At 71.6% G+C, this 20,488-nt stretch carries 16 protein-coding genes; 5 read left to right on the forward strand and 11 right to left on the reverse strand.

Going from position 1 to position 20,488, the window contains the following annotated elements; genetic code table 11:
• Positions 1-4: 4 nt before the first annotated feature.
• From GA0115234_RS40605 to GA0115234_RS40620, 4 genes are all read right to left on the reverse strand, one after another.
• On the reverse strand, positions 5-1,255 hold the full coding sequence (locus GA0115234_RS40605) for a ketosynthase chain-length factor (protein WP_093551851.1): 1,251 nt from the start codon (positions 1,253-1,255) through the stop codon (positions 5-7).
• On the reverse strand, positions 1,252-2,520 hold the full coding sequence (locus tag GA0115234_RS40610; RefSeq protein WP_093551853.1) for a beta-ketoacyl-[acyl-carrier-protein] synthase family protein: 1,269 nt from the start codon (positions 2,518-2,520) through the stop codon (positions 1,252-1,254). The genes GA0115234_RS40605 and GA0115234_RS40610 overlap by 4 nt, the downstream gene beginning before the upstream one ends.
• On the reverse strand, positions 2,517-2,951 hold the full coding sequence (locus GA0115234_RS40615) for a cupin domain-containing protein (protein WP_093551855.1): 435 nt from the start codon (positions 2,949-2,951) through the stop codon (positions 2,517-2,519). Before GA0115234_RS40615 ends, GA0115234_RS40610 begins: the two co-directional genes overlap by 4 nt.
• Before the next feature lie 75 nt (positions 2,952-3,026).
• Positions 3,027-4,148 (reverse strand): SchA/CurD-like domain-containing protein, encoded by a 1,122-nt coding sequence (locus GA0115234_RS40620; protein WP_093551857.1) that lies wholly within the window; start codon positions 4,146-4,148, stop codon positions 3,027-3,029.
• A gap of 267 nt (positions 4,149-4,415) precedes the next feature.
• Between GA0115234_RS40620 and GA0115234_RS40625 the strand changes: the two genes are divergently transcribed.
• The gene (locus tag GA0115234_RS40625; protein WP_093551859.1) at positions 4,416-6,044 is read left to right on the forward strand and encodes an FAD-dependent oxidoreductase; all 1,629 of its coding nucleotides are present in this window, start codon (positions 4,416-4,418) and stop codon (positions 6,042-6,044) included.
• 26 nt (positions 6,045-6,070) lie between these two features.
• On the opposite strand, the gene GA0115234_RS40630 is transcribed toward GA0115234_RS40625, so the two are convergent.
• Positions 6,071-7,594 (reverse strand): alpha/beta fold hydrolase, encoded by a 1,524-nt coding sequence (locus GA0115234_RS40630; RefSeq protein WP_093551861.1) that lies wholly within the window; start codon positions 7,592-7,594, stop codon positions 6,071-6,073.
• Between the two features lie 172 nt (positions 7,595-7,766).
• On the opposite strand from GA0115234_RS40630, the gene paaK reads away from it, so the two are divergent.
• Complete coding sequence (paaK, locus tag GA0115234_RS40635) at positions 7,767-9,056, forward strand: phenylacetate--CoA ligase PaaK (protein ID WP_093551862.1); 1,290 nt, start codon at positions 7,767-7,769, stop codon at positions 9,054-9,056.
• Between the two features lie 73 nt (positions 9,057-9,129).
• Here the strand turns inward: paaK and GA0115234_RS40640 are convergent, their stop codons facing one another.
• From GA0115234_RS40640 to GA0115234_RS40655, 4 genes are all read right to left on the reverse strand, one after another.
• Positions 9,130-10,629, reverse strand: a complete 1,500-nt coding sequence (locus GA0115234_RS40640) for an acyl-CoA synthetase (RefSeq protein WP_093551864.1) — start codon at positions 10,627-10,629, stop codon at positions 9,130-9,132.
• Between the two features lie 81 nt (positions 10,630-10,710).
• A complete protein-coding gene (locus tag GA0115234_RS40645; RefSeq protein ID WP_093551866.1) occupies positions 10,711-11,817 on the reverse strand; it encodes a calcium:proton antiporter in 1,107 nt (368 codons plus the stop codon).
• A gap of 60 nt (positions 11,818-11,877) precedes the next feature.
• Entirely contained in the window at positions 11,878-13,428 is a 1,551-nt protein-coding gene (locus tag GA0115234_RS40650; RefSeq protein WP_093551868.1) for an acyl-CoA synthetase, read from the reverse strand.
• Entirely contained in the window at positions 13,425-14,534 is a 1,110-nt protein-coding gene (locus GA0115234_RS40655; protein WP_093552027.1) for an NAD(P)H-dependent flavin oxidoreductase, read from the reverse strand. The genes GA0115234_RS40650 and GA0115234_RS40655 overlap by 4 nt, the downstream gene beginning before the upstream one ends.
• A gap of 182 nt (positions 14,535-14,716) precedes the next feature.
• Between GA0115234_RS40655 and GA0115234_RS40660 the strand changes: the two genes are divergently transcribed.
• Entirely contained in the window at positions 14,717-16,567 is a 1,851-nt protein-coding gene (locus tag GA0115234_RS40660) for a serine hydrolase domain-containing protein (RefSeq protein ID WP_093551870.1), read from the forward strand.
• Between the two features lie 111 nt (positions 16,568-16,678).
• On the opposite strand, the gene GA0115234_RS40665 is transcribed toward GA0115234_RS40660, so the two are convergent.
• Positions 16,679-17,572, reverse strand: coding sequence for an oxygenase MpaB family protein (locus tag GA0115234_RS40665; protein WP_256088939.1), 894 nt, complete (start codon positions 17,570-17,572; stop codon positions 16,679-16,681).
• 24 nt (positions 17,573-17,596) lie between these two features.
• Positions 17,597-18,469: a 4-hydroxybenzoate octaprenyltransferase gene (locus tag GA0115234_RS40670; protein WP_161275757.1), complete on the reverse strand. Its 873-nt coding sequence runs from the start codon at positions 18,467-18,469 to the stop codon at positions 17,597-17,599.
• Positions 18,470-18,774: 305 nt separating this feature from the next.
• On the opposite strand from GA0115234_RS40670, the gene GA0115234_RS40675 reads away from it, so the two are divergent.
• On the forward strand, positions 18,775-19,446 hold the full coding sequence (locus GA0115234_RS40675; RefSeq protein WP_093551873.1) for a hypothetical protein: 672 nt from the start codon (positions 18,775-18,777) through the stop codon (positions 19,444-19,446).
• Positions 19,447-19,578: 132 nt separating this feature from the next.
• Entirely contained in the window at positions 19,579-20,454 is an 876-nt protein-coding gene (locus GA0115234_RS40680; RefSeq protein ID WP_093551875.1) for a phosphotransferase, read from the forward strand.
• Positions 20,455-20,488 lie beyond the last annotated feature (34 nt).

The raw sequence follows: 20,488 nt of genomic DNA on the forward strand, positions 1-20,488 counted from the left end.
CTTCTCACGTTCGGGGGTCGTCGGAGCACCGCAGCACCATCGCCGCGTTCGAGCCCATCAGCCCGCGGCTGAGCACCAGCGCCGTCCGCAGTTCGGCGGGGCGGGCGCTGCCGGTCACCACGTCGAGGTCGTGGCACACCTCGTAGACGTTCGGGGTGGGCGGTATGAGCGCGTTCTCCATGGAGAGCACCGCGGCGGCCACGTCCAGCACCGGTGCGCCGCAGTAGGCGCGCCCGATACCGGTCTTGGGCGCCGTCACCGGGACCCGCTTGCCGTACGCGCCGAGGGCGTCGGCGATCGCCAGCGCCTCGGCACGGTCGGCCGCCGGAACGCCGAGGGCGTCCGCGAAGACGACGTCGATCTCGTCCGGTGCGCAGTCGGCCTCCCGCAGGGCACCGATGATCGCCTGGGCGAGACCCTCCCGGGACTCCTCCCACCGGGCCGCCCCGGTGAACGTGGCCGCGTGCCCGGCGAGTTCGGCCCGTACCCTGGCGCCGCGCCGACGGGCCGACTGCTCCTCCTCGACCACCAGCATGGCGCCGCCCTCGGCCGGCACGAAGCCGCAGGCCTCCGAGGTGAACGGCCGGTAGGCGCGGGTGGGGTCCTCGACGGTGCTCAGGTCCTCGTAGCCGAGCTGGCAGACGACCGAGTAGGGCGCCAGCGGGGCCTCGGCCGCGCCGACCACCACCGCTTCGGCGCCGCCGCGGATCGAACGGGCGGCGTGCGCCAGCGCGTCCAGACCGCCGGCCTCGTCGCTGGCCACGACCGCGCACGGCCCCTTGAAGCCGCCGCGGATCGAGATCTGGCCGGTGCTGGCCGCGTAGAACCAGGCGATGGACTGGTACGGGCCCACGTAGGTGGGGCCCTGACCCCAGAGCCGCTGGAGTTCGCGCTGGCCGAATTCACCACCGCCGGAACCGGCGGCGGTCACCACTCCGACGTCGAAGGGGGAGTTCTCGTAGTCGGCGCGGCCGAGCCTGGCGTCGTCCAGGGCGATGTCCGCGGCGGCCATCGCGAAGTGCGTGAACTTGTCGGTCTGGACGAGGAAGCGCTCCTCGATCAGCTCGACCGCCTCGAATCCCCGGACCTCGCCCGCGACCCGCAGGGGCAGGTGTTCACAGCCCTCGCGGGTGACCCGGTCCAGGACGCTCATTCCTTCGTGCGTCCACTTCCAGAAGGCCTCGGTGTTGTTTCCGTTGGGGGCGACCACACCGATGCCGGTGACGACGGTGCGCCGGGCTTTGCGGGTTCTCATGGTGTCCTCCCACCTGTTCTGGTCAGGGCCACAGCGGACTGGAAGCCGCCGAACCCGCTGCCCACCGAGAGGACGCTGCGCAGCTTCAGGGGACGTGCGGTGCGCGGCACGTAGTCGAGGTCGCATTCGGGGTCGGGGGTCTCGTAGTTCGCCGTCGGCGGCACCGTCTGGTGCTCCAGGGCGAGTACGCAGGCCGCGATTTCTATCGCTCCGATGGCCCCCAGCGAGTGGCCGACCATGGACTTGATCGAACTCATCGGGATGTCGTAGGCGTGCGCGCCCAGGGCCCGCTTCACGGCGGCCGTCTCGTGCCGGTCGTTCTGCTTGGTGCCCGAGCCGTGCGCGTTGACGTAGTCGATCTGCGAGCCGTCCATACGGGCGTGGCCCAGTGCCCGGTTGATCGCCTCGGCCATCTCCAGGCCCTCGGGGGTCAGTCCGGTCATGTGGTAGGCGTTGCCGAAGGTGGCGTAGCCCGCGATCTCGCAGTACACGGTGGCACCGCGGGCACGGGCGTGCTCCAGTTCCTCCAGGACGAGGACCGCGCCGCCCTCGCCCATGACGAAGCCGTCGCGGCGCGCGTCGAACGGCCGGGAGGCGTGTTCGGCGTCGTCGTTGTTGGCCGAGGTGGCCTTGATCGCGTCGAAGCAGGCCACGGTGATCGGGGTGATCGGTGAGTCGGACGCCCCGGCGACGCACACGTCGACGCGGCCCTCCTCGATGGACTGGAAGGCGTACCCGATCGCGTCGAGGCCGGAGGTGCAGCCCGTGGAGACGGTCTGCACCGGGCCGTGCGCGCCGACCTGCTCGGCCACCGCCGAGGCGAGGGAGCTGGGCGAGAAGGCCCGCTCCAGATGGCGGCCGGCCGACTGGTGGTCGACGTCCCAGCGGGCCCCGCCCTCGCTGACCGCGACGTAGTCGTGCTCCAGCCGGGTGGTGCCGCCGACCGCGGTGCCCAGCGACACCCCCATGCGCCAGGGGTCCACCTTCTCCGGGTCGAGGCCCGCGTCGGCGAGGGCCTCCCGGGCGGCCACCATCGCGAACTGGATGTAGCGGTCCGACCGGTCGACGGTGTCGGCGTCCAGGCCGTGCGCCGCCGGGTCGAAGTCGCACTCGGCGGCGATCCGGGAGCGGAAGCCGGCCGGGTCGAAGAGCGTGATGCCGCGGGTCGCGGTGCGTCCGTTCGCGAGGAGGTCCCAGAAGGCAGGTGCGCCGATGCCGCCCGGGGCGACGACGCCCACGCCGGTGACCGCCACGCGGCGGGTCATGAGGCTGCCTCCGTTCGTTCCGGCGGCGCGACGCGGTCGGCGGATTCGGTGTGCTCGGTGTCGACGTGGCCGAGCTCCGGGCGCGGGGCGAGCGGGCCGAGGTGGAAGACCATGCGTGCCTCGACGTCGCCCACGTTGCGGAATCGGTGGCGTACATGGGGAGGGATCAGCAGGCCCTGGTCGGGCCGCATCCGGTGCGGTTCACCGTCCAGATCCACTTCCAGCAGACCGTTCACGACGTACACGAACTCCTCGGAGTACGGGTGGTAGTGCTCGCCGATGCGGTCGCCGGGCTGAACGATCGCCAGCCCCATGAAGCCGCTGGTCGCTCCCACCGCTGTCGGCGTGAGCATGGCGCGAAGGTCTCCTCCGCGCCTGCGGTTGGGCTGCGTCTCGCTGAGGTCCACGATGCGTGGCCGGTGCATGGTCATGACTGTTTCCTCCTGGCGCATTGCGCGTTGTGTTGACGGGTTGAGCGAGAACCCCCCAGGGGGCGGATGCGCGGTTCAGGACTCCATGGCCCGCCGATCCGTGATCAGGGTCATCTCGGACTGGCCGAGGAAGCGCGAGATCCCCTGCTCGTCCGCGGGTACGGCGTTGCTGGCGCCGTCGAGGAGACGCCCGAGCCTGGCCACCTTGCCGGGGCCGTCGATGCCCACCGCCTGGGCGGGCTGCGCGTCGATCGGTTCGACGGCTTCGAGGAGGCGGACGACGACGTCGTCGCGCTGGAAGATGGTGCTGCTGTCGATGATGCTCGCCGGGTCGTCGGCCGCTTCCTCGTCGTGCTCGGCGAGGAGGCGGGCCAGCGCCATGCCGCAGCCCTCCTTGGCCTGGTAGAAGAGCGCGTGGCGGCGGATGTCCTCCGCCTTGTGCCGGCCGGCGGTCACGTGGTGGACGGTGGGGAGCGCCGCCCGGGTGAAGAACATCCGGGCGGAGTCCGGGTCGCTGAGGTCCCGGTCCTGCTCCAGATAGGGGTTGATCGCCTCTTCGACGGCCCTGACCTCGGGCTGCCGGGCGACGTGGCGCAGGGCGGCGAGGAGATCGCCCTCGACCTCGACGGCCCGCACGACGCGGTTGCCGTGCATGAAGAGCGAGGTGCGGCGCAGTCGGGTGTCCTCGTCGACGCGTGCGTTGGGCGAGTCGTAGTCGGCCAGGATCTTGGCCACGACGTCCTCGGTGCCCGGCCTGACGGTGAAGGTGAGCGCGTGGCGCACCACCCCGTCGCCCAGGCGCGGGGACGCCTGGAGGCGGCTCCTGAACGTCTCGGGCGCCATCTCGAACGCCTTCCCGGTCTCCCGCAGGACGCTGAAGCGCAGCGAGCGGGTGTCGCGCACGCAGTTGTGCAGCGGCTGGACCGTCGCGACGTGCTCCTCGCTGTTCACCCAGGCGAGGAAGGGGGGCGCGCTGTCCCATTCGCTGGTGATCAGCCACTGCGAGGGGTTCTCGATGGACTGGCACAGCTGGTCGCTGATGTGGCCGGGGACGGACGCCACCTGATTGCGCAGGTGCTCGTACGCCTCCAGGAACTCCTTCTGGGCCCCGTCGTAGAGGTCCAGCAGCAGCACCACGCGCAGGCGGGAGCCGTCGAAGGCGGACTGGGAGATCCGTTCCGAGAGGGTGGTGGTCATCTTTCGATCTCCTTCGAGGCGGTTGCGCGGTCAGACCGGGTGGCATGCCGTCAACCGTCGGTTGGCGAGTGGATTCGGAGCGGGGACTCTCCCGGCGGATGTGAACGGTCCGCCCCCACGGCCGCGGGCATCGTCTCCGTGACCGATCGTGAAACGCTGGTCCGGGTGGCGCGAGATTTATGAACCGTTCAGGTGAGCGGGCGTCCGAACCGCTCTCACCAGGGCATTGAACAATGCAACCGAACGGCGTCCGAGCTGGAGCAACTGATGAACGAGAACGTCGACATTCGCGTACCGGTCCTCATCGTGGGCGGCTCCCTGGTGGGCCTGTCCGCCTCACTTTTCCTCGGCCGGCTCGGGATCGAACACCTGCTGGTCGAGAAACACCGGTCCACCTCGACACACCCGCGTGGCCGCGGCAACAACGTCCGCACGATGGAGGTGTTCCGCACGGCGGGTGCCGAGGCGGGCATCCGGCAGGCGGCCTCCGTCCTCGCCGACAACCACGGGATCCTGCAAGCCGGTTCGCTCACCGGGGACGACCAGGAGTGGCTGTTCAAGGAGATCGACCCGGGGGGCGGCATCGCCCGGTTCAGCCCGACCGGCTGGTGCCTGTGCAGCCAGAACGACCTGGAGCCGGTGCTGGTGAAGCTGGCCCGGGAGCAGGGCGGTGACCTGCGGTTCTCCACCGAGATGCAGAGCTTCGACCAGGATCCCTCAGGGGTGGACGCGGCACTGAAGAACCGGGAGACCGGCGAGCACATCAGTGTGCGCGCGGACTACCTCATCGCGGCCGACGGGCCGCGCAGCCCCATCCGCGAGCAGCTGCGCATCGGCCGTACGGGGCCCGGCGACCTCTTCCACAACGTCAGCATCACCTTCCGCTCCCGTCAGCTGGCCGATGTGCTCGGCGACCGGCGGTTCATCGTCTGCTATCTGACCAACCCCGCGGCGGACGGTGCCCTGTTGCCAGTCGACAACAAGAAGGAGTGGGTGTTCCACGCCCCGTGGCAGCCCCAACTCGGTGAAACCCTGGAGGACTTCACGGACGAGCGGTGTGCCGAGCACATCCGTACGGCGGTCGGGGCGCCGGACATCGACATCGAGATCACCGGCAAGGCGCCGTGGCACGCCGCGGAGCGGGTCGCCGAGCGGTACTCCTCCGGCCGGGTCTTCCTCGCCGGTGACTCGGCCCACGAGATGTCCCCCACCGGGGCGTTCGGCTCCAACACCGGTATCCAGGACGCGCACAACCTGGCCTGGAAGCTCGCCACCGTACTGAAGGGCGAAGCGGGCCCCGGCCTGCTGGACACCTACGAGGCGGAGCGGCTGCCGGTGGCCCGCGCGACGAGCGCACGGGCCTCGGCGCGCTCCAGCGAGCACAGCCACCCGGGGTACTCCGCGGCGCCGGGCGTGGGCGGCGGGAAGCAGGGCGGCATGCTCAGTGTGGCGCTGTGTTACCGCTATGCCCGCGGCGCCGTGCTGGGCGCCGACCCCGAGCAGCCGGTGGTGCCGCAGGGTGTGCAGTTGAACGGTGAACCGGGCAGCCGGGCACCGCATCTGTGGGTCCATCAGGGCGGTGATCGCAAGTCCACACTGGATCTGTACGAGCAGACGCTCGTGCTGCTCACTGACGGTGAGGACGTGGCGTGGCGCCGGGCGGCGGCGCGGGTCTCCGCCCGGCTCTCGGTCCGGCTCCAGACGTACGGCATCGGCCCGGGTGCCGATCTGGAGCCGGAGAACGGTGTGGACTGGGCCGAGCTGCACGGCACGACGTCCGCGGGCGCCGTGCTGGTGCGTCCCGACGGTTTCGTGGCCTGGCGTTCGGAGGGCCCCGCGGCGGATGCCGAGAGCACCCTCCACGAGGTTCTGGCCTCGCTGCTGCACCGTTCCTGACCTCGTCGCCGGCGCCCCGGGTGCCCTCAGGTCAGGCCGAACGTCCTGAGCTCCGCGAGGAATTCGTCGGGCCGCTCGGTGTGGACGAGGTGTCCGGCGTCGATGGTGACGAACCGGCCGTCGGGTATCCGCCCCGCCAGCCAGGCCAGGCTCTCCTGGGCGATCTGGCTGGTGGGGCCGCCGCCGATGACGAGGGTCGGGGCGGTGATCGCGCCGAGGAGTTCCCGCCAGCCGGGGTCCGGTTCGTTGAGCTGGGCATCGGTCGACGGCACCACCGGCCAGTCGAATTCCAGTTCTTCGCCGGGCCGTGGGGCGAGGCCGCGCGGCGGATCGAGCGGGAACGGCGGCGGCACCTCCTCCAGGACGAGTCGCCCGATCAGCCCCGGTTCCCGTTCGGCGAGCAGATAGGCGGCAGCGGCGCCCATGGAGTGCCCGATCACGGTGGCTCCCCACAGGTTGCGGGCCTCCAGGAAGGCGTGCAGGTCGTCCCGGAACAGTTCGAGGGAGTAGCGTCCGGGCCAGTCGCTGAGTCCGTGGCCGCGGAAGTCGAAGGCGTACACCCGGTGTTCGGCGGCGAGGAGCTCGGCGATCCGGGTCCAGGTCCGGCTGTCGCCGCAGCGGCCGTGGGCGAGCACGACGGGCGGTGCCGACGGATCCCCCCACACCCGGTAGGCGAGCCGGGTGCCCCCGGCCTGCACACTGCGCACCTCCGGGTCGAGAAAAGCAGCCACCGTACGGACGAAGGCGCCCGGGTCATCCAGCCAGGGGAAGTGCGCGGCGCCGCGCTGCACCACGAATTCGGCGTCGGGGAAGACCGCGACCAGTTCGGCGGCGCGGTCCGGGGTCGGTCCCGCGTCGTACTCCCCCGCGAGGACGAGAACCGGTGCGGTGACCGCCGCCAGTGCGGCGTTCGTGGCGGCCGGGTCGAAGACGCCGTCCTGGTAATAGACCTTTCCCGCCTCGGAGTTGGTCTGTCCGGGGCCGGCCTCGGCGTGGGTCCGGGCGGCGTCGTCCCAACGCCCGTAGGCGAACGGTGCGACGGCGGCGCGACCCCGGTCACCGGCGCGCCCGGCGAGGAAGTCGTCCAGGGCTGCCCGTGCCCGCGCGTACCAGGGTTCGTCGCGCCGGAGTTCGCTCGCCTCGCGCCAGTCCTGGTCGGTGACGTCGATGCCCACCGCCCGGGTGCCGGGGGTGACGAGCGTGAGCGTACGCAGCCGCTCCGGGTACCGGGCGGCGTAGAGCGCGGCCAGATTGGCGGAGGCGGAGTGGGCGAGCAGGTCGACGCGTTCCTCGCCGAGGTGTTCGCGCAGCGCCTCGACATCGTCGACCAGCCGGTCGCAGCGGTACGTCGAGGGGTCGTCCGGCACCGCGGAGTCCCCGGTACCGCGCAGGTCCGGCACCACGAGCCGGCGCCGGGCGGAGAGTCCGCCGAGGTCCCCCAGGTACGCACCGGCCCGCATCGGTCCGCCGGGCAGACAGATCAGCGGTGCGCCCTGCCCGAGAAGGCGGTAGGCGAGTTCGGTCCCGTCGTATGCGTGGAAGATCGGCATGCACGCCATCCAAACAGGGCCGGCCGGGTGGTGCGGCCGTGTTCGGTATGAGCGAAGTCGTGATCCCGATCGGCCGCGTCGCCCCTCTTGCCATCCGGCGGAGGATGCTGAATTACTGCTACCGAAAGATCGACCGAATGATCGGTCGCCTGCTCGGAAGAGGGAGATCCCGATGACGTCTCTGCTGGACGAGGCGGAACGACTGGGCCGGGACGAGCTGGAGGCACTCCAGCTGGAGCGGCTGCGGGCCACGCTGCGCCACGCGTACGAGAACGTCGGCCACTACCGGGCCGCGTTCGACCGGGCCGGACTGCGCCCGGACGACTGCCGTACCCTCGCCGATCTCGCCCGGTTCCCCTTCACGACCAAGGCCGACCTGCGGGACAACTACCCCTTCGGCATGTTCGCCGTACCCGAGGAGAGCATCCGCAGGATCCACGCCTCCAGCGGGACGACGGGCCGCCCCACCGTCGTCGGCTACACCCGACGGGACCTGGACACCTGGGCCGATGTGGTCGCCCGCTCCATCCGGGCCGCCGGCGGACGCCCCGGGCACAAGGTCCATGTGGCGTACGGATACGGGCTGTTCACCGGCGGACTGGGCGCACACTACGGCGCGGAGCGGCTCGGCTGCACGGTCGTCCCCGCCTCCGGAGGCATGACGGCGCGCCAGGTCCAGCTGATCCAGGACTTCCGCCCCGAGATCATCATGGTGACCCCGTCGTACGTGCTGACGCTCCTCGACGAGTTCGAGCGGCAGGGCATCGACCCCCGTTCGACCTCGCTGAAGGTGGGGATCTTCGGTGCCGAGCCGTGGACGGAGGAGATGCGGCGTGAGATCGAGGAGCGGTTCGCGATCGACGCCGTCGACATCTACGGCCTTTCGGAGGTGATGGGGCCCGGTGTGGCGCAGGAGTGCGTCGAGACGAAGGACGGGCTGCACATCTGGGAGGACCACTTCTATCCCGAGGTCGTCGATCCGCTCACCGGCGAGGTGCTGCCGGAGGGCGAGGAGGGCGAGCTGGTCTTCACCTCGCTCACCAAGGAGGCCATGCCGGTGATCCGCTATCGGACGCGGGACCTGACCCGGCTGCTGCCGGGCACGGCCCGGGTGTTCCGGCGGATGGAGAAGGTGACCGGGCGCAGCGACGACCTGGTGATCCTGCGCGGTGTGAATCTCTTCCCGACCCAGATCGAGGAGATCGTGCTGCGCACCCCGGGGGTGGCGCCGCACTTCCAGCTGAGGCTGACCCGCGAGGGCCGTCTCGACGCGCTGACCGTGCGGGCGGAGGCGCGGGCGGGGGCCACCCCGGAGCAGCGGACCGCGGCCGCGGCGTCGATCACGGCGGCCGTCAAGGACGGGATCGGGGTGTCGGTCGGGGTCGAGATCGTCGATCCGGAGACGCTGGAGAGGTCGGTCGGCAAGTTCAGGCGGATCGTGGACGAGCGCGGCGGGCGTTAGGGCATCGCCGGGAAGCCCGCCCGGCCCGTCGCGAGCGGGTGTCGGGGCCGCTCCGGGAAGTCGGCCCGGTCCGTCACGCGAACCGGTCGCGCAGCTCCCGCTTGAGGATCTTCCCGCTGGCGTTGCGCGGCAGTTCGTCCACGAACAGGACCTTCTTCGGGGCCTTGAAGTGGGCGAGCCGCTCGCGGGCGTGGTCGATGAGTTCGGCCGCCGTCGCGCCCTCGCGCAGCACGACGACGGCGGTGACGGCCTCGATCCAGCGCTCGTCGGGCAGTCCGACGACGGCGGCCTCGGCGACGGCGGGGTGGGTGTAGAGGGCGTCCTCGACCTGCCGGGAGGCGACGAGGACACCGCCGGAGTTGATGACGTCCTTCACCCGGTCGACGACGGTGAGGAAACCCTCGGCGTCGCGCACCGCGAGGTCGCCGGAGTGGAACCAGCCGTCACGGAAGGCCGCCGCGGTCTCCTCGGGCCGGTCCCAGTACCCCTCGCACAGCTGCGGTGAGCGGTAGACCACTTCACCGGCCGTGCCGTCGGGCACCTCCTTGCCGTGCTGGTCGACGACCCGGGCCTCGACGAAGAGGACGGGCCTGCCGCAGGAGTCCATCCGGCCCTCGTGCTCGTCCGGTCCGAGGACGGTGGCGAGCGGGCCGATCTCGCTCTGTCCGAAGCAGTTGTAGAAGGCGAGCGCGGGCAGCCGTTCGCGGAGCCGTTCCAGTACGGGGACGGGCATGATCGATGCGCCGTAGTACGCCTTTCGCAGCCCGCCGAGTTCGCGGGTGGTGAAGCCGGGGTGCCGGGAGATGCCGATCCAGACGGTCGGCGGGGCGAAGACGCTATCGGCCTGTCCCGACTCGACGAGGTCGAAGATCCGGTCGGCGTCGGGTGTGTCGAGGATGGTGTTCTGCGCCCCGACCGCGAGGTAGGGCAGCAGGAAGACATGCATCTGCGCGGAGTGGTAGAGCGGCAGCGAGTGGACGGGCCGGTCGGTGGCCCGCAGATCGAGTGCCGTGATGGCACTGACGTACTCGTGCACGAGCGCGCCGTGGGTCATCATCGCGCCCTTGGGCAGCGCGGTGGTGCCCGAGGTGTAGAGCAGCTGGACGAGGGCTCCCGCGCCCGGCTCGCGCTCCGGGGCGAAGGGGCGCGGGCGGGCGGTGGCCGCCAGGAGGGAGTCCGGTGCGTCGCGCAGCGCGCGTACGGGGAACGTGGCAGGAATCCGGTCGGCGAGGTCCGGGTCGGTGAGGACGAGGGCGCTGCCGGACTGTTCGAGGATGTAGGTGAGGTCGTCGCCGGTGAGGTTCTGGTTGACCGGCACATGGACCAGGCCGGCGCGGGCACAGCCGAGGAAGCCGATCAGATACGCGTCGGAGTTGTGCGCGTAGCAGGCGACCCGGTCGCCCGGGTGCAGTCCGTGTTCCTGGGTGAGGACGGCGGCGGCGGTGCTGACGGCCTCGTCGAGCTCCCCGTAGGTCCATGTCCGGTCCGCGTACCGCAGGGCGGTGCTCCCCGGGGCGCGCCGGGCGCTGCGTGCCAGGACTCCGTCGACTGTGCTGCTCCGTACACCTGTCATGGCGTGATCCTGTGCGGCCGGAACCCGCGGGTCAAGGGTCCGGACGCCGGTGGCGGTGTCGGCAGGGGCCGGGCCGCGGGGTCAGGGGCTGATCGCGAGGAAGACGAACGCGGCGAAGATCGAGAGGTGGACGCCGCCCTGGAGCAGGGTGGCGCGCCCGGGTACGACGGTCAGCGCGCCGACCACCACGGTGAGCGCGAGCAGCACCATATGGGTGGCGCCGAGGCCGAGATGGAGCGGCCCGTCGAGCCAGACCGAGGCGAGGGCGATGGCCGGAATGGTCAGGCCGATGCTCGCCATCGCGGAGCCGAGGGCGAGGTTGAGACTGGTCTGGACGCGTTCGCGGCGGGCGGCCCGCACCGCCGCCAGGGTCTCCGGCAGCAGCACCAGCAGCGCGATGACGACCCCGACCACCGCCTGGGGCATCCCGGCCGCCTCCACCCCGGACTCGATGGTCGGCGAGACGGACTTGGCGTCTCCGACGACCGCGACGAGCGCGACCAGCAGCATCACCAGGCTCAGGGCGGTGGCGCCCCGGCCGGGCAGTGGCGCGTGGTGCTCGTCCGGTTTGAGCGCACCCTCCGGGGTGAGGGGCAGGAAGTACTCGCGGTGCCGCACCGTCTGCACGGCGACGAACAGCCCGTACAGGAAGAGGGAGGCGACGGCGGCGAAGGCCAGCTGGGCGGTGGAGAACTCGGGGCCCGGTTTGCCGACGGTGAAGGTCGGCAGGACCAGGCTGAGGGTGGCGAGCGTGGCGACGGTCGCGAGGGCCGCCCCGGAGCCTTCGGCGTTGAAGACGACGACGCGGGAGCGGACGGCGCCCACGAGCAGGGAGAGTCCGACGATTCCGTTGCAGGTGATCATCACTGCGGCGAAGACGGTGTCGCGGGCGAGCGCGGACGTCTTGGGGCCGCCGTCCACCATCAGGGTGACGATCAGGGCCACTTCGATCACGGTGACGGCGACGGCCAGGACGAGCGAGCCGAACGGTTCGCCGACCCGGTGGGCGATGACCTCGGCGTGGTGCACGGCGGCCAGGACGGCGCCCGCGAGACAGAGCGCGACCACGGCGACGGCGGACGGCGGCAGCTGCCGCCCCCAGCTGAAGACCAGCGCGAGTGCGGCGACGATCGGCACGACCACCGTCCACCGGGTAGCCAGTGTCCGGATCGTCGCGCGCGCGTTCATGGGCCACACCCTGCCAGAGCGGGTGCGGGGGCGCTCGTCGGACGGCGGCCGGACGGCGGCTCACAGGGCTCGCGCGTGGCCTTCCCAGTACGGGTCGCGCAGCCGACGTTTGTAGAGCTTGCCGTTGGGGTCGCGGGGCATCACGTCGATGAAGTCGACGGTCCGGGGGCGCTTGTACCCGGCGAGACGCTGTTCGCAGTGGCGCAGGATCGCGGCGGCGAGCTCCTCCCCCGCCTCCTGTCCCGCGGCCGGTTCGACGACCGCCTTGACCTCCTCGCCCCAGTCCGGGTGCGGGATGCCGAAGACGGCGACGTCGGCGACCCCGGGGTGGCCGAGGAGGGTGCCCTCGATCTCGGCGGGGTAGATGTTGACGCCACCGGAGATGATCATGTCGATCTTGCGGTCGCGGAGGAAGAGGTAGCCGTCCTCGTCGAGGATGCCGAGGTCGCCGACGGTGAAGAAGTCGCCGATGCGGTTCTTCCGCGTCTTGGTCTCGTCCTTGTGGTAGCTGAATCCGCCGGTGTTCATCTTCATGTAGACGGTGCCGAGCTCGCCGGGCGGCAGCCGGTTGCCGTCGTCGTCGAAGACCGCGAGTTCGCTGATCGGCCAGGCCCTGCCGACCGTGCCCGGTTTCTTCAGCCAGTCCTCGGCGGTGGCGAAGGCGCCGCCGCCCTCGCTGGCCGCGTAGTACTCCTCGACGCACCGCCCCCACCAGTCGATCATGGCGCGTTTGACGTGGTCGGGGCAGGGCGCGGCGCCGTGGATGGCGTGCCGCATGGCCGTGACGTCGTAACGGCTCCTCACCTCGTCGGGGAGGGCGAGGAGGCGGTGGAACTGGGTCGGGACCATGTGTGTGTGGGTGCAGCGGTGGGTGTCGATGAGCCGCAGCATCTCCTCGGGCGTCCATCGGTCCATCAGCACCAGCGGGTGGCCGATGTGCAGGGACGCGCCCGCGAACTGCAGCACGGCGGTGTGGTAGAGCGGTGAGCAGACCAGGTGGACGTTGTCGTCGAACGGTTTGATGCCGAAGATGCCGAGGAATCCGCCGAGGTGGCTCTCCTCGGGCAGCCGGCCGGAGAGCGGGCGGCGGATGCCGCGCGGGCGGCCCGTGGTGCCCGAGGTGTAGTTCATGACCCAGCCCAGGGTGCGGTCGTCCGGGGCCTGTCCGGACTGCCCTTCCGACAGTTCGGCGTACGGGCGGAAGCCGTCGACCGTGCCCACGGCGAAGCGGTGGGTGGCCGGCAGTTCCGCCTCGTCGGCGGCCTCGGTCGCGGCCTGGGCGAACCGCTCGTGGGCGATGAGCACCTTGGCGCCGGAGTCGGCGACGATCCAGGCGATCTCGGGGCCGACGAAGTGGTGGTTGACGGGTACGAGGTAGAAGCCTGCCTGGGAGGCGGCGAGGTAGGCGGTGAAGAACTCGACTCCGTTGGGCAGCACGACCGCGAAGGCGTCGCCCCGCCGCAGCCCGGCCGCGCGCAGTCCGTGGACGAGGCGGTTGGCGGCGGCGTGCAGCCGGCCCGCCGTCCACTTCTCGCCGTCGGGTGCGGTCAGGACCGTGCGGCCGGGGTCGGCGGTGGCCTGGGCCCAGAAGCCGTTGGGCGGCGGGGTCATGAGTCGCTCCGTCCGGCGATGCGGTTGATCCGGTCCACGGCACGCTCGAAGCCGCGGGTCAGGTCGTCGAAGACGGCCTGCACGCTGCGTTCGCTGTTCATCCGGCCGACGATCTGGCCGACGGGGGTGCCGAGCAGTGCGCCGGTCTCGTACTTCTGGATGCGCGATACGGCGTCGGCCACCAGCAGTCCCTGGAGCGGCATGGGAAGGGTTCCGGGCCCTGCCGGGCCGTCCCAGGCGTCGGTCCATTCGGTACGGAGCTGACGTGCGGGTTTGCCGGTGAGCGCGCGGGAGCGGACGGTGTCCCCGGAACCGGCCGCGAGGAGTTTGCGGGTCAGCGCACGGGAGTGGAGGTCGGCCTCCTCCGTGGTCAGCCAGAGGGAGCCGAGCCAGACGCCCTGGGCGCCGAGGGCGAGTCCGGCGGCGATCTGCTCGCCGCTGCCGATCCCGCCGGCGGCGAGGACGGGCAGGGGTCCGACGGCGTCGACGACGTCCGGGACCAGGACCATGGAGGCGATCTCTCCGGTGTGGCCGCCCGCCTCGTACCCCTGGGCGACGACGATGTCGATGCCCGCGTCGGCGTGGTGGCGGGCGTGCTTGGCGCTCCCGGCGAGGGCGGCGACGAGCACGCCCCGGTCGTGGGCACGCCCGACGACGTCGGCGGGCGGCGATCCGAGGGCGTTGGCGAGGAGGGCGATGGGGTAGTCGAAGGCGACGTCGAGCTGGTTGCGGGCGACCTCCTCCATCCAGCCGGTGATCCGCCAGCCGGACGCCTCGCCCTCGGGGAGTTCCGGTACGCCGTGCTTGGCGAGGGTCTCCTGGACGAACTGGCGGTGCCCGGCCGGGATCATCGCCTCGACGTCGGCCTCGGTCACCCCCTCCACCTTCCTCGCGGGCATGACCACGTCGAGGCCGTAGGGCTTGCCGTCGGTGTGCTCCTGCATCCAGTCGAGGTCGCGCGCGAGGTCGTCGGGGGCGGTGTAGCGGACCGCGCCGAGTACGCCGAACCCGCCGGCCCGGGTGATGGCCGCGGCCACCGCGGGGAACGGCGTGAAGCCGAAGATGGCGTGCTCGACTCCCAGTTTCTTGCTCAGCTCCGTCTCCATGGGCCGCAGGATGCCGCAGCCGGGCATCCGAGGGAAGAGATTTTCTGATGCAGTGTCAGATTCTTTGTGACGCAGGGGACCTCCGTGGCGGCGGGGGTGACAGTAATCTCTGCGGCGGCAGGAAGTTTCATTGTCGGACGAAATTTAGAAAGTTACTTTCGCGCAGTGGGAAGGGGTTCCGGATGACCGAGGACGCGGCGGGCAGAGGGATCAGCCGACGCAGGCTGGGTGGTGGGATGCTGGCTCTGGGCGGGGCACTCGCCCTGGCGCCGATTCCGTTCGCGGAGCGGGCGTCGGCCATGGAATCGAGGGCGGAGGCGTCGGACATGCGCGCGGGAACCCTCGGGGGCGCCGCGTCGGGACCGGCCCGGCCGACGCTGCGGCGCGGACCGGCCGCCCGTGCGGGTCTGCTCCAGGAACCCCTGGACCAGCTGGTGGCCGACGCGGAGAAGTTCCTCGCCGACTCCCCCGGGCATCCCTGGTACGCGGGTGCGGTGCTGCTCGCCGGGCGCGGTGGCACGGTGGCCCTGCACCGGCCGATCGGCAAGGCCGTGCGCTACGCGGCGTACGACGAGAAGACCGACACCGGGGTGGAGTTCCCGCCCGACCGGCAGATCCCCATGGCCGAGGACACCGTCTTCGACCTGGCCTCGGTCTCGAAGCTGTTCACCTCGATCCTGGCCGTGCAGCAGATCGAGCGCGGGACGCTGGAGCTGGAGGCGAAGGTCGCCTCGTACCTGCCCGATTTCGCCGGCGGCGGCAAGCAGGACATCACGATCCGTCAGCTGCTCACGCACACCTCGGGCTTCCGCGCCTGGATCCCGCTGTACAAGGCGCCGACGCGCGAGGGGAAACTGCAACTGCTGTGGGACGAGGTGCCCGCCAGCCCGCCCGGCACGGTGTACCTCTACTCCGACCTCAATCTGATCTCGCTCCAACTGGTCCTGGAGAAGATCACCGGCCGTACGCAGGATGTCCTGCTCCGCGAGCGGATCACCGCCCCGCTCGGGATGCACCGCACCCGCTACAACCCGCCGGCCTCCTGGAAGCCGAAGATCGCCGCCACCGAGGACGCCCGGCTGCCCTGGTCCGGGCTGGAGCGCGGACTGGTCTGGGGCGAGGTGCACGACGAGAACGCGTACAGCCTGGACGGGGTGGCGGGCCACGCCGGGGTCTTCTCCTGCGCCTGGGACCTGGCGGTCCTCGCCCGTACGCTGCTCAACGGCGGGGTGTACGGCCGCGCGCGGATCCTCTCCGCCGCATCGGTCGACCTGCTGTTCACCGACTTCAACACCGCGTTCCCCGGCGATGCGCACGGTCTCGGTTTCGAGCTCTACCAGCACTGGTACATGGGGGCGATGGCCACACCGCGCACCGCCGGCCACACGGGCTTCACCGGCACCAGTCTCGTCCTGGACCCGACGACCGACTCCTTCCTGATCGTCCTCGGCAACTCGGTCCACCCGGTCCGCAATTGGCGTTCCGGCAGCGCGCCGCGCGTCGCCACGGCCAATCGCATGGCGCGCGCCGTCGCGGTCCGCCCCACGCGCGGTCGTACCGCATGGTTCTCGGGGATGGCGAGCGCCACCTCGGCCACGCTCACCCTGCCGACGCTGCGACTCGCCTCCTCGCACGCCCGGCTGAGCTCGGCCCTGTGGTGGGACACCGAGCCCGGGTCCGACTTCCTCTTCCTGGAGGCGTCGGCGGACGCCGGAGCGACCTGGCAGCCCGTACCGTTCACCACCGTGCCGACGGCGGAGAAGCCCCGCACCGAGCCCGAGCCGCATCCCACCGGCACGGCCTCCGGCTGGTCCGGCCGGGTATGGCACCACCTCGAAGCCGACCTCGCCGCCTGGCGCGGCAAGGAGGTGCGGCTGCGGTGGCGGTACACGACGGATCAGCTGTACGTGGGGCGCGGCGCGTACGTGGACGCCGTACGGGTCGAGGACGGCCACCGGACGGTCTTCGACGAGAGCCGGCCCGGCGACGCCGCTCGGATCGAGGCGCTGGGCTGGACGACGTCGGCGGACTAGGGCCTGGGAGCGGGGGTGGAAGGCCGGCCGCGCCCGGTCATGAAACCCGGTGAGCCTCCGGTTCCGCTCCACCCAAGCATGCCGCTCCCGGACGCCTCGGAGATCTCGACGTCATCCCTGCCGTGCCGCCGCCAGCCGCCCCCGTGCGGCGGCCTGGATCTGGGACGGCCCGAGCCCCCACTGGAGGGTGCGTCCGACGGCCGTCGCCAGGGGCCGGTCCCAGCCGGTGCGGACGGGGGCCGGGCGGTGGATGCCGAGTTCGGTGCGGGCCCAGTCGGGGAGGAGCCCGACCGAGGCGTTCGTGAGCAGGCCCACGGCCAGCCGCTCCCGCCGTGTGCGTCCAAAGCGGCGGAGGAACAGGACCGAGTCCAACGCGGCCGGGGTGGCGTGGAGTTCGGGGCGGAGACGGGCCAGATAGCGCTCGGCTTCGAGGGATGTGCGCGGTACGTTCCGTGCGCCCAACGCCTCGGCCATGGGGGCGGCCTGGCGGTAGTAGGCGTCGCACTCGGCGGGGGTCAGCCGGAGCGGCCGGGGTGCGTAGGCCTGGTGGCCGGCGAGGAAGCTGCGCACCTCGGCGGTGTGCACCCAGGTGAGCAGGTCGGGGTCGTCCGCGCGGTACGGCCGGCCGTCGGGGGCGGTGCCGTGCACCCGGGTGTGGATCCGCCGGACGAGGTCGATCACCTCGCGGGCGGCGTCCGAGGAGCCGAAGGTGGTCGTGGTGATGAAGCGTACGGTTCCGTTCAGCCGCCCGACCGGATCGGCGCGGAAGTCGGAGTGCTGGTCGACCCCCGCCATGGCCAGCGGATGCAGCGACTGGAGCATGAGCGCGGCGAACCCGCCGGTGAGCATCCCGGTGGCGTGCCCGTGCACCCGCCACACCGGATTCCCCGGGGCGATCCCGAACAGCCCGGGATCACCGGGCGGCCCCGCGTACCGCTCCAGCTTGAGATCCCCGCCGTGCATGGTCGCCGTGAGTTCCGCCGCGATCCGTTCCCGCAGTCCCACCAGCGCCTCCAGGCTCCGTTTCCGTCAGCCGAGCGTACCGACCCGTCCGGCGAGCACGGCCACGAGGATGAGCAGTCCGCACAGAGGATTGGTGCCGAACGCCCACCCGCAGGCTCCGGCATCCGCAGGGTCGGCCCGCCATACCTGCCATCCCAACTGCCCCGCGACCACGCACAGTCCGGGCCAGTACAGCGGCCCGAGCCCGGCCACGATCCCGAACCAGGCGAGCAGCACCACACACCCCGCGTACACCCCGCCCACCGCCACCCGGCTGTGCCGCCCCAGCAGCACGGCGGCCGACCGCACTCCGGCCCGTACATCGGCCTCCCGGTCCTGGCAGGCATAGATCACGTCCGTCCCCACGGCCCAGCAGATCAGCGCCCCGTACAGCACCCCGCCCACGAGCCCGAGCCCTCCGGTGAGCAGGCCGTACACCAGCGGAACCGTCCAGTTCATGGTGATCCCCAGCCACACATGCGGCCAGTGGGTGATCCGCTTCATATACGGATACACCGCCGCGAGGGGCGCCCCGGCCGCCGCCCACACCACGGCCTCCACACTCCAGAACCCCATCACCAGCGGAGCGACGGCCCCCACCACGACACACAGCACCAGTGCCCGCCCGGCCGCCAGTCGCCCGGAGGCGACGGGCCGCCCCGCCGTACGCGGCACCTGTGCGTCGAACCGCGCGTCCAGCACATCGTTGAGCCCGCAGGCGGCCCCTCTCGACAGCACCCCGTACACCAGGAGCAGCAGCCCGAGCAGGCCCCCGTCCCGGGGCCCGGCTATCGCCCCCAGGGCTATCCATCCGGGCACCACCAGCAGCCAGGCGCCCACCGGCCGGTCCAGCCGCAGCAGCTCCAGATACGGCCGCACCCCGGCGGGGGTCCGCCCCACCAACCGGGCGGCACGGCCTTGGGCCGGGCCTTGAGTCGGGCCTTGGTCCGGGGCTCGTACGGCGACGGTCATACCGATTCATGTCCCTTTCCAGGGGATTGCATACCGAGCGGTCCAACCTAGCCCGGCCAGATGGTGCCTTCAAATGAAGGGCGGACTCGACCGGCGACATCTACCGGCTCGCATCAATCGACTTGTGCGTGGGGTGATGATCCGTCAATTACCATATGCACTCCTGTCATTGACCCGTACACGGTCGCCGCAAGTCTGTCCGGCAGCCGTCCGCGCACGGCACAATCGCTCGTATGGTGATCAACGCGAGCGCGCGCCCCACCCACAACGGCCCGGTCGCCCTCGCACGTGGGTTCATGACCGGCCGCGTGACCGGAGGATCGCTCGCCGCGCTCGTCGTCGCCACGATCGCCGAGATCGTGCCACTGTTCGTCGCGGGCCTGTGCCTGCCTCTGGTGTATGGCCTCCTGTTCTCCCTGGCCGGGATGCCCCGGCGTGCCCGCGAGGCGGCCGTGGTGCCCCGCACCGCGCTCGCGAGGATCGAGAGCCTGCACGCCATCGGGGGTGAATCGGCGGACATCCCGATCCAGTTCGTCCTCACGGTCGATCCGGGCGACGCCCCGGCGTACCGCGTCGGGATGACGGCGGGCATCAACCTGGTCGACGTCCCGGAGTACCGGCCGGGCGGCACGGTGGTGATCGAGTACCCGGCGGACCGGCCGTGGCGGGTACGGCTCGTCCGGCGGCCGGGCCCGGAATGGCGGAGCCGGGCGGAGACGGCCCGTATCGGCTCCGCGCCCGCGTCCACCATGGTCCGGCGGCCTCCCGAGGGCCGTGCGTTCGGGCTGGTCATCCTCATCGGGACACTGTTCGGCGCGGCGGCCGTGGTCCTGCTGTTCTTCCCGGACCTCGCCGACCGGGAGGACTCCGCACCGGCGGTCACCGTCGTCGTCCAGGACGGATGATGTCGGTGGTCTCCTCCCCGGCCGAAGTCGCGGCACCCGGCTTCGACCCGCGCCGCCCGCCTCCCGTCGGAGGCTCCGCTCCGGGGCACACCCGCCGACGGGACGGACGGCGCCGCAGCGGAGAATGCCCCGATGACCACATCACCGCAGAACTGGGCGCGCGCCGAGCGCCTCGACGCCGACCGGACGGCGGCCGCCGTGTACGCCGGGACAGGTGTGGAGCTGGTGGTGGAGGGGCCCTGTCCGGGCGGTGAGGTGGGTGCCGCGTACGTGCGCGGGCCCGACGGCCGCCGGTCGGTCCTCAAGTCGCGGCCGGACACCCGGGTCGAGGAGCTGCGGGCGGGTCCGCTGGCGGTGTGCGAGGTGTTGCGCGCTCGTGGATATCCCTGCCCGTCGACGGAGTTGACGCTCCAGGTGGGCCGTGCGGCGGTGCTGGTCCAGCAGCTTCTGCCGGGCACACCGATGGAGCGTCTGGACCACCACGGACTGGATCAGGCCCTCGCCCTCAATGCCTCGCAGGCGGGCCTGCTGGCCGAGCACCCGCGGATCCCGTCGATGAACCTGTATCTGCTCGACGACGGCCCCGGCTACTGCCTCCACGATCCGCTGCGCCATCACAACCGGCGCAGCGCCGCCCTGGAGCAGCGGATCAGGACGACGGGGGCCGGCCACCCCCGCCGACTGGCCGGGGACGACGTCGTGCACCAGGACTTCCACCACGGCAATCTGCTCGCCGTGGACGGCACCGTCACCGGGGTCATCGACTGGGACGGCGCCGGGCGGGGAGACCGCCGTTTCGACCTGGTCACCCTGCGCTTCGGACTGCACGCCGACGAGCAGCCGCCGGGGGTCGTCCGTCGACTCGACGCCATCCTGGACGCCCTGCCCGAGGACATCCTGCGCCCCTGCTGGGCCCATATGAGTCTGCGCATGACCGACTGGGCCATCCGGCACTTCACCACGGGCGAGGTGGAGCACTGGATGGATCTGGCCGAACAGCGTCTGTGACGGATCCGTTCCGGCCGGGCGCTGTAGATTCCGG

This window comes from Streptomyces sp. DvalAA-43 (genome assembly GCF_900091725.1).
GTDB classification, from domain to species: Bacteria; Actinomycetota; Actinomycetes; order Streptomycetales; family Streptomycetaceae; genus Streptomyces; species Streptomyces pulveraceus.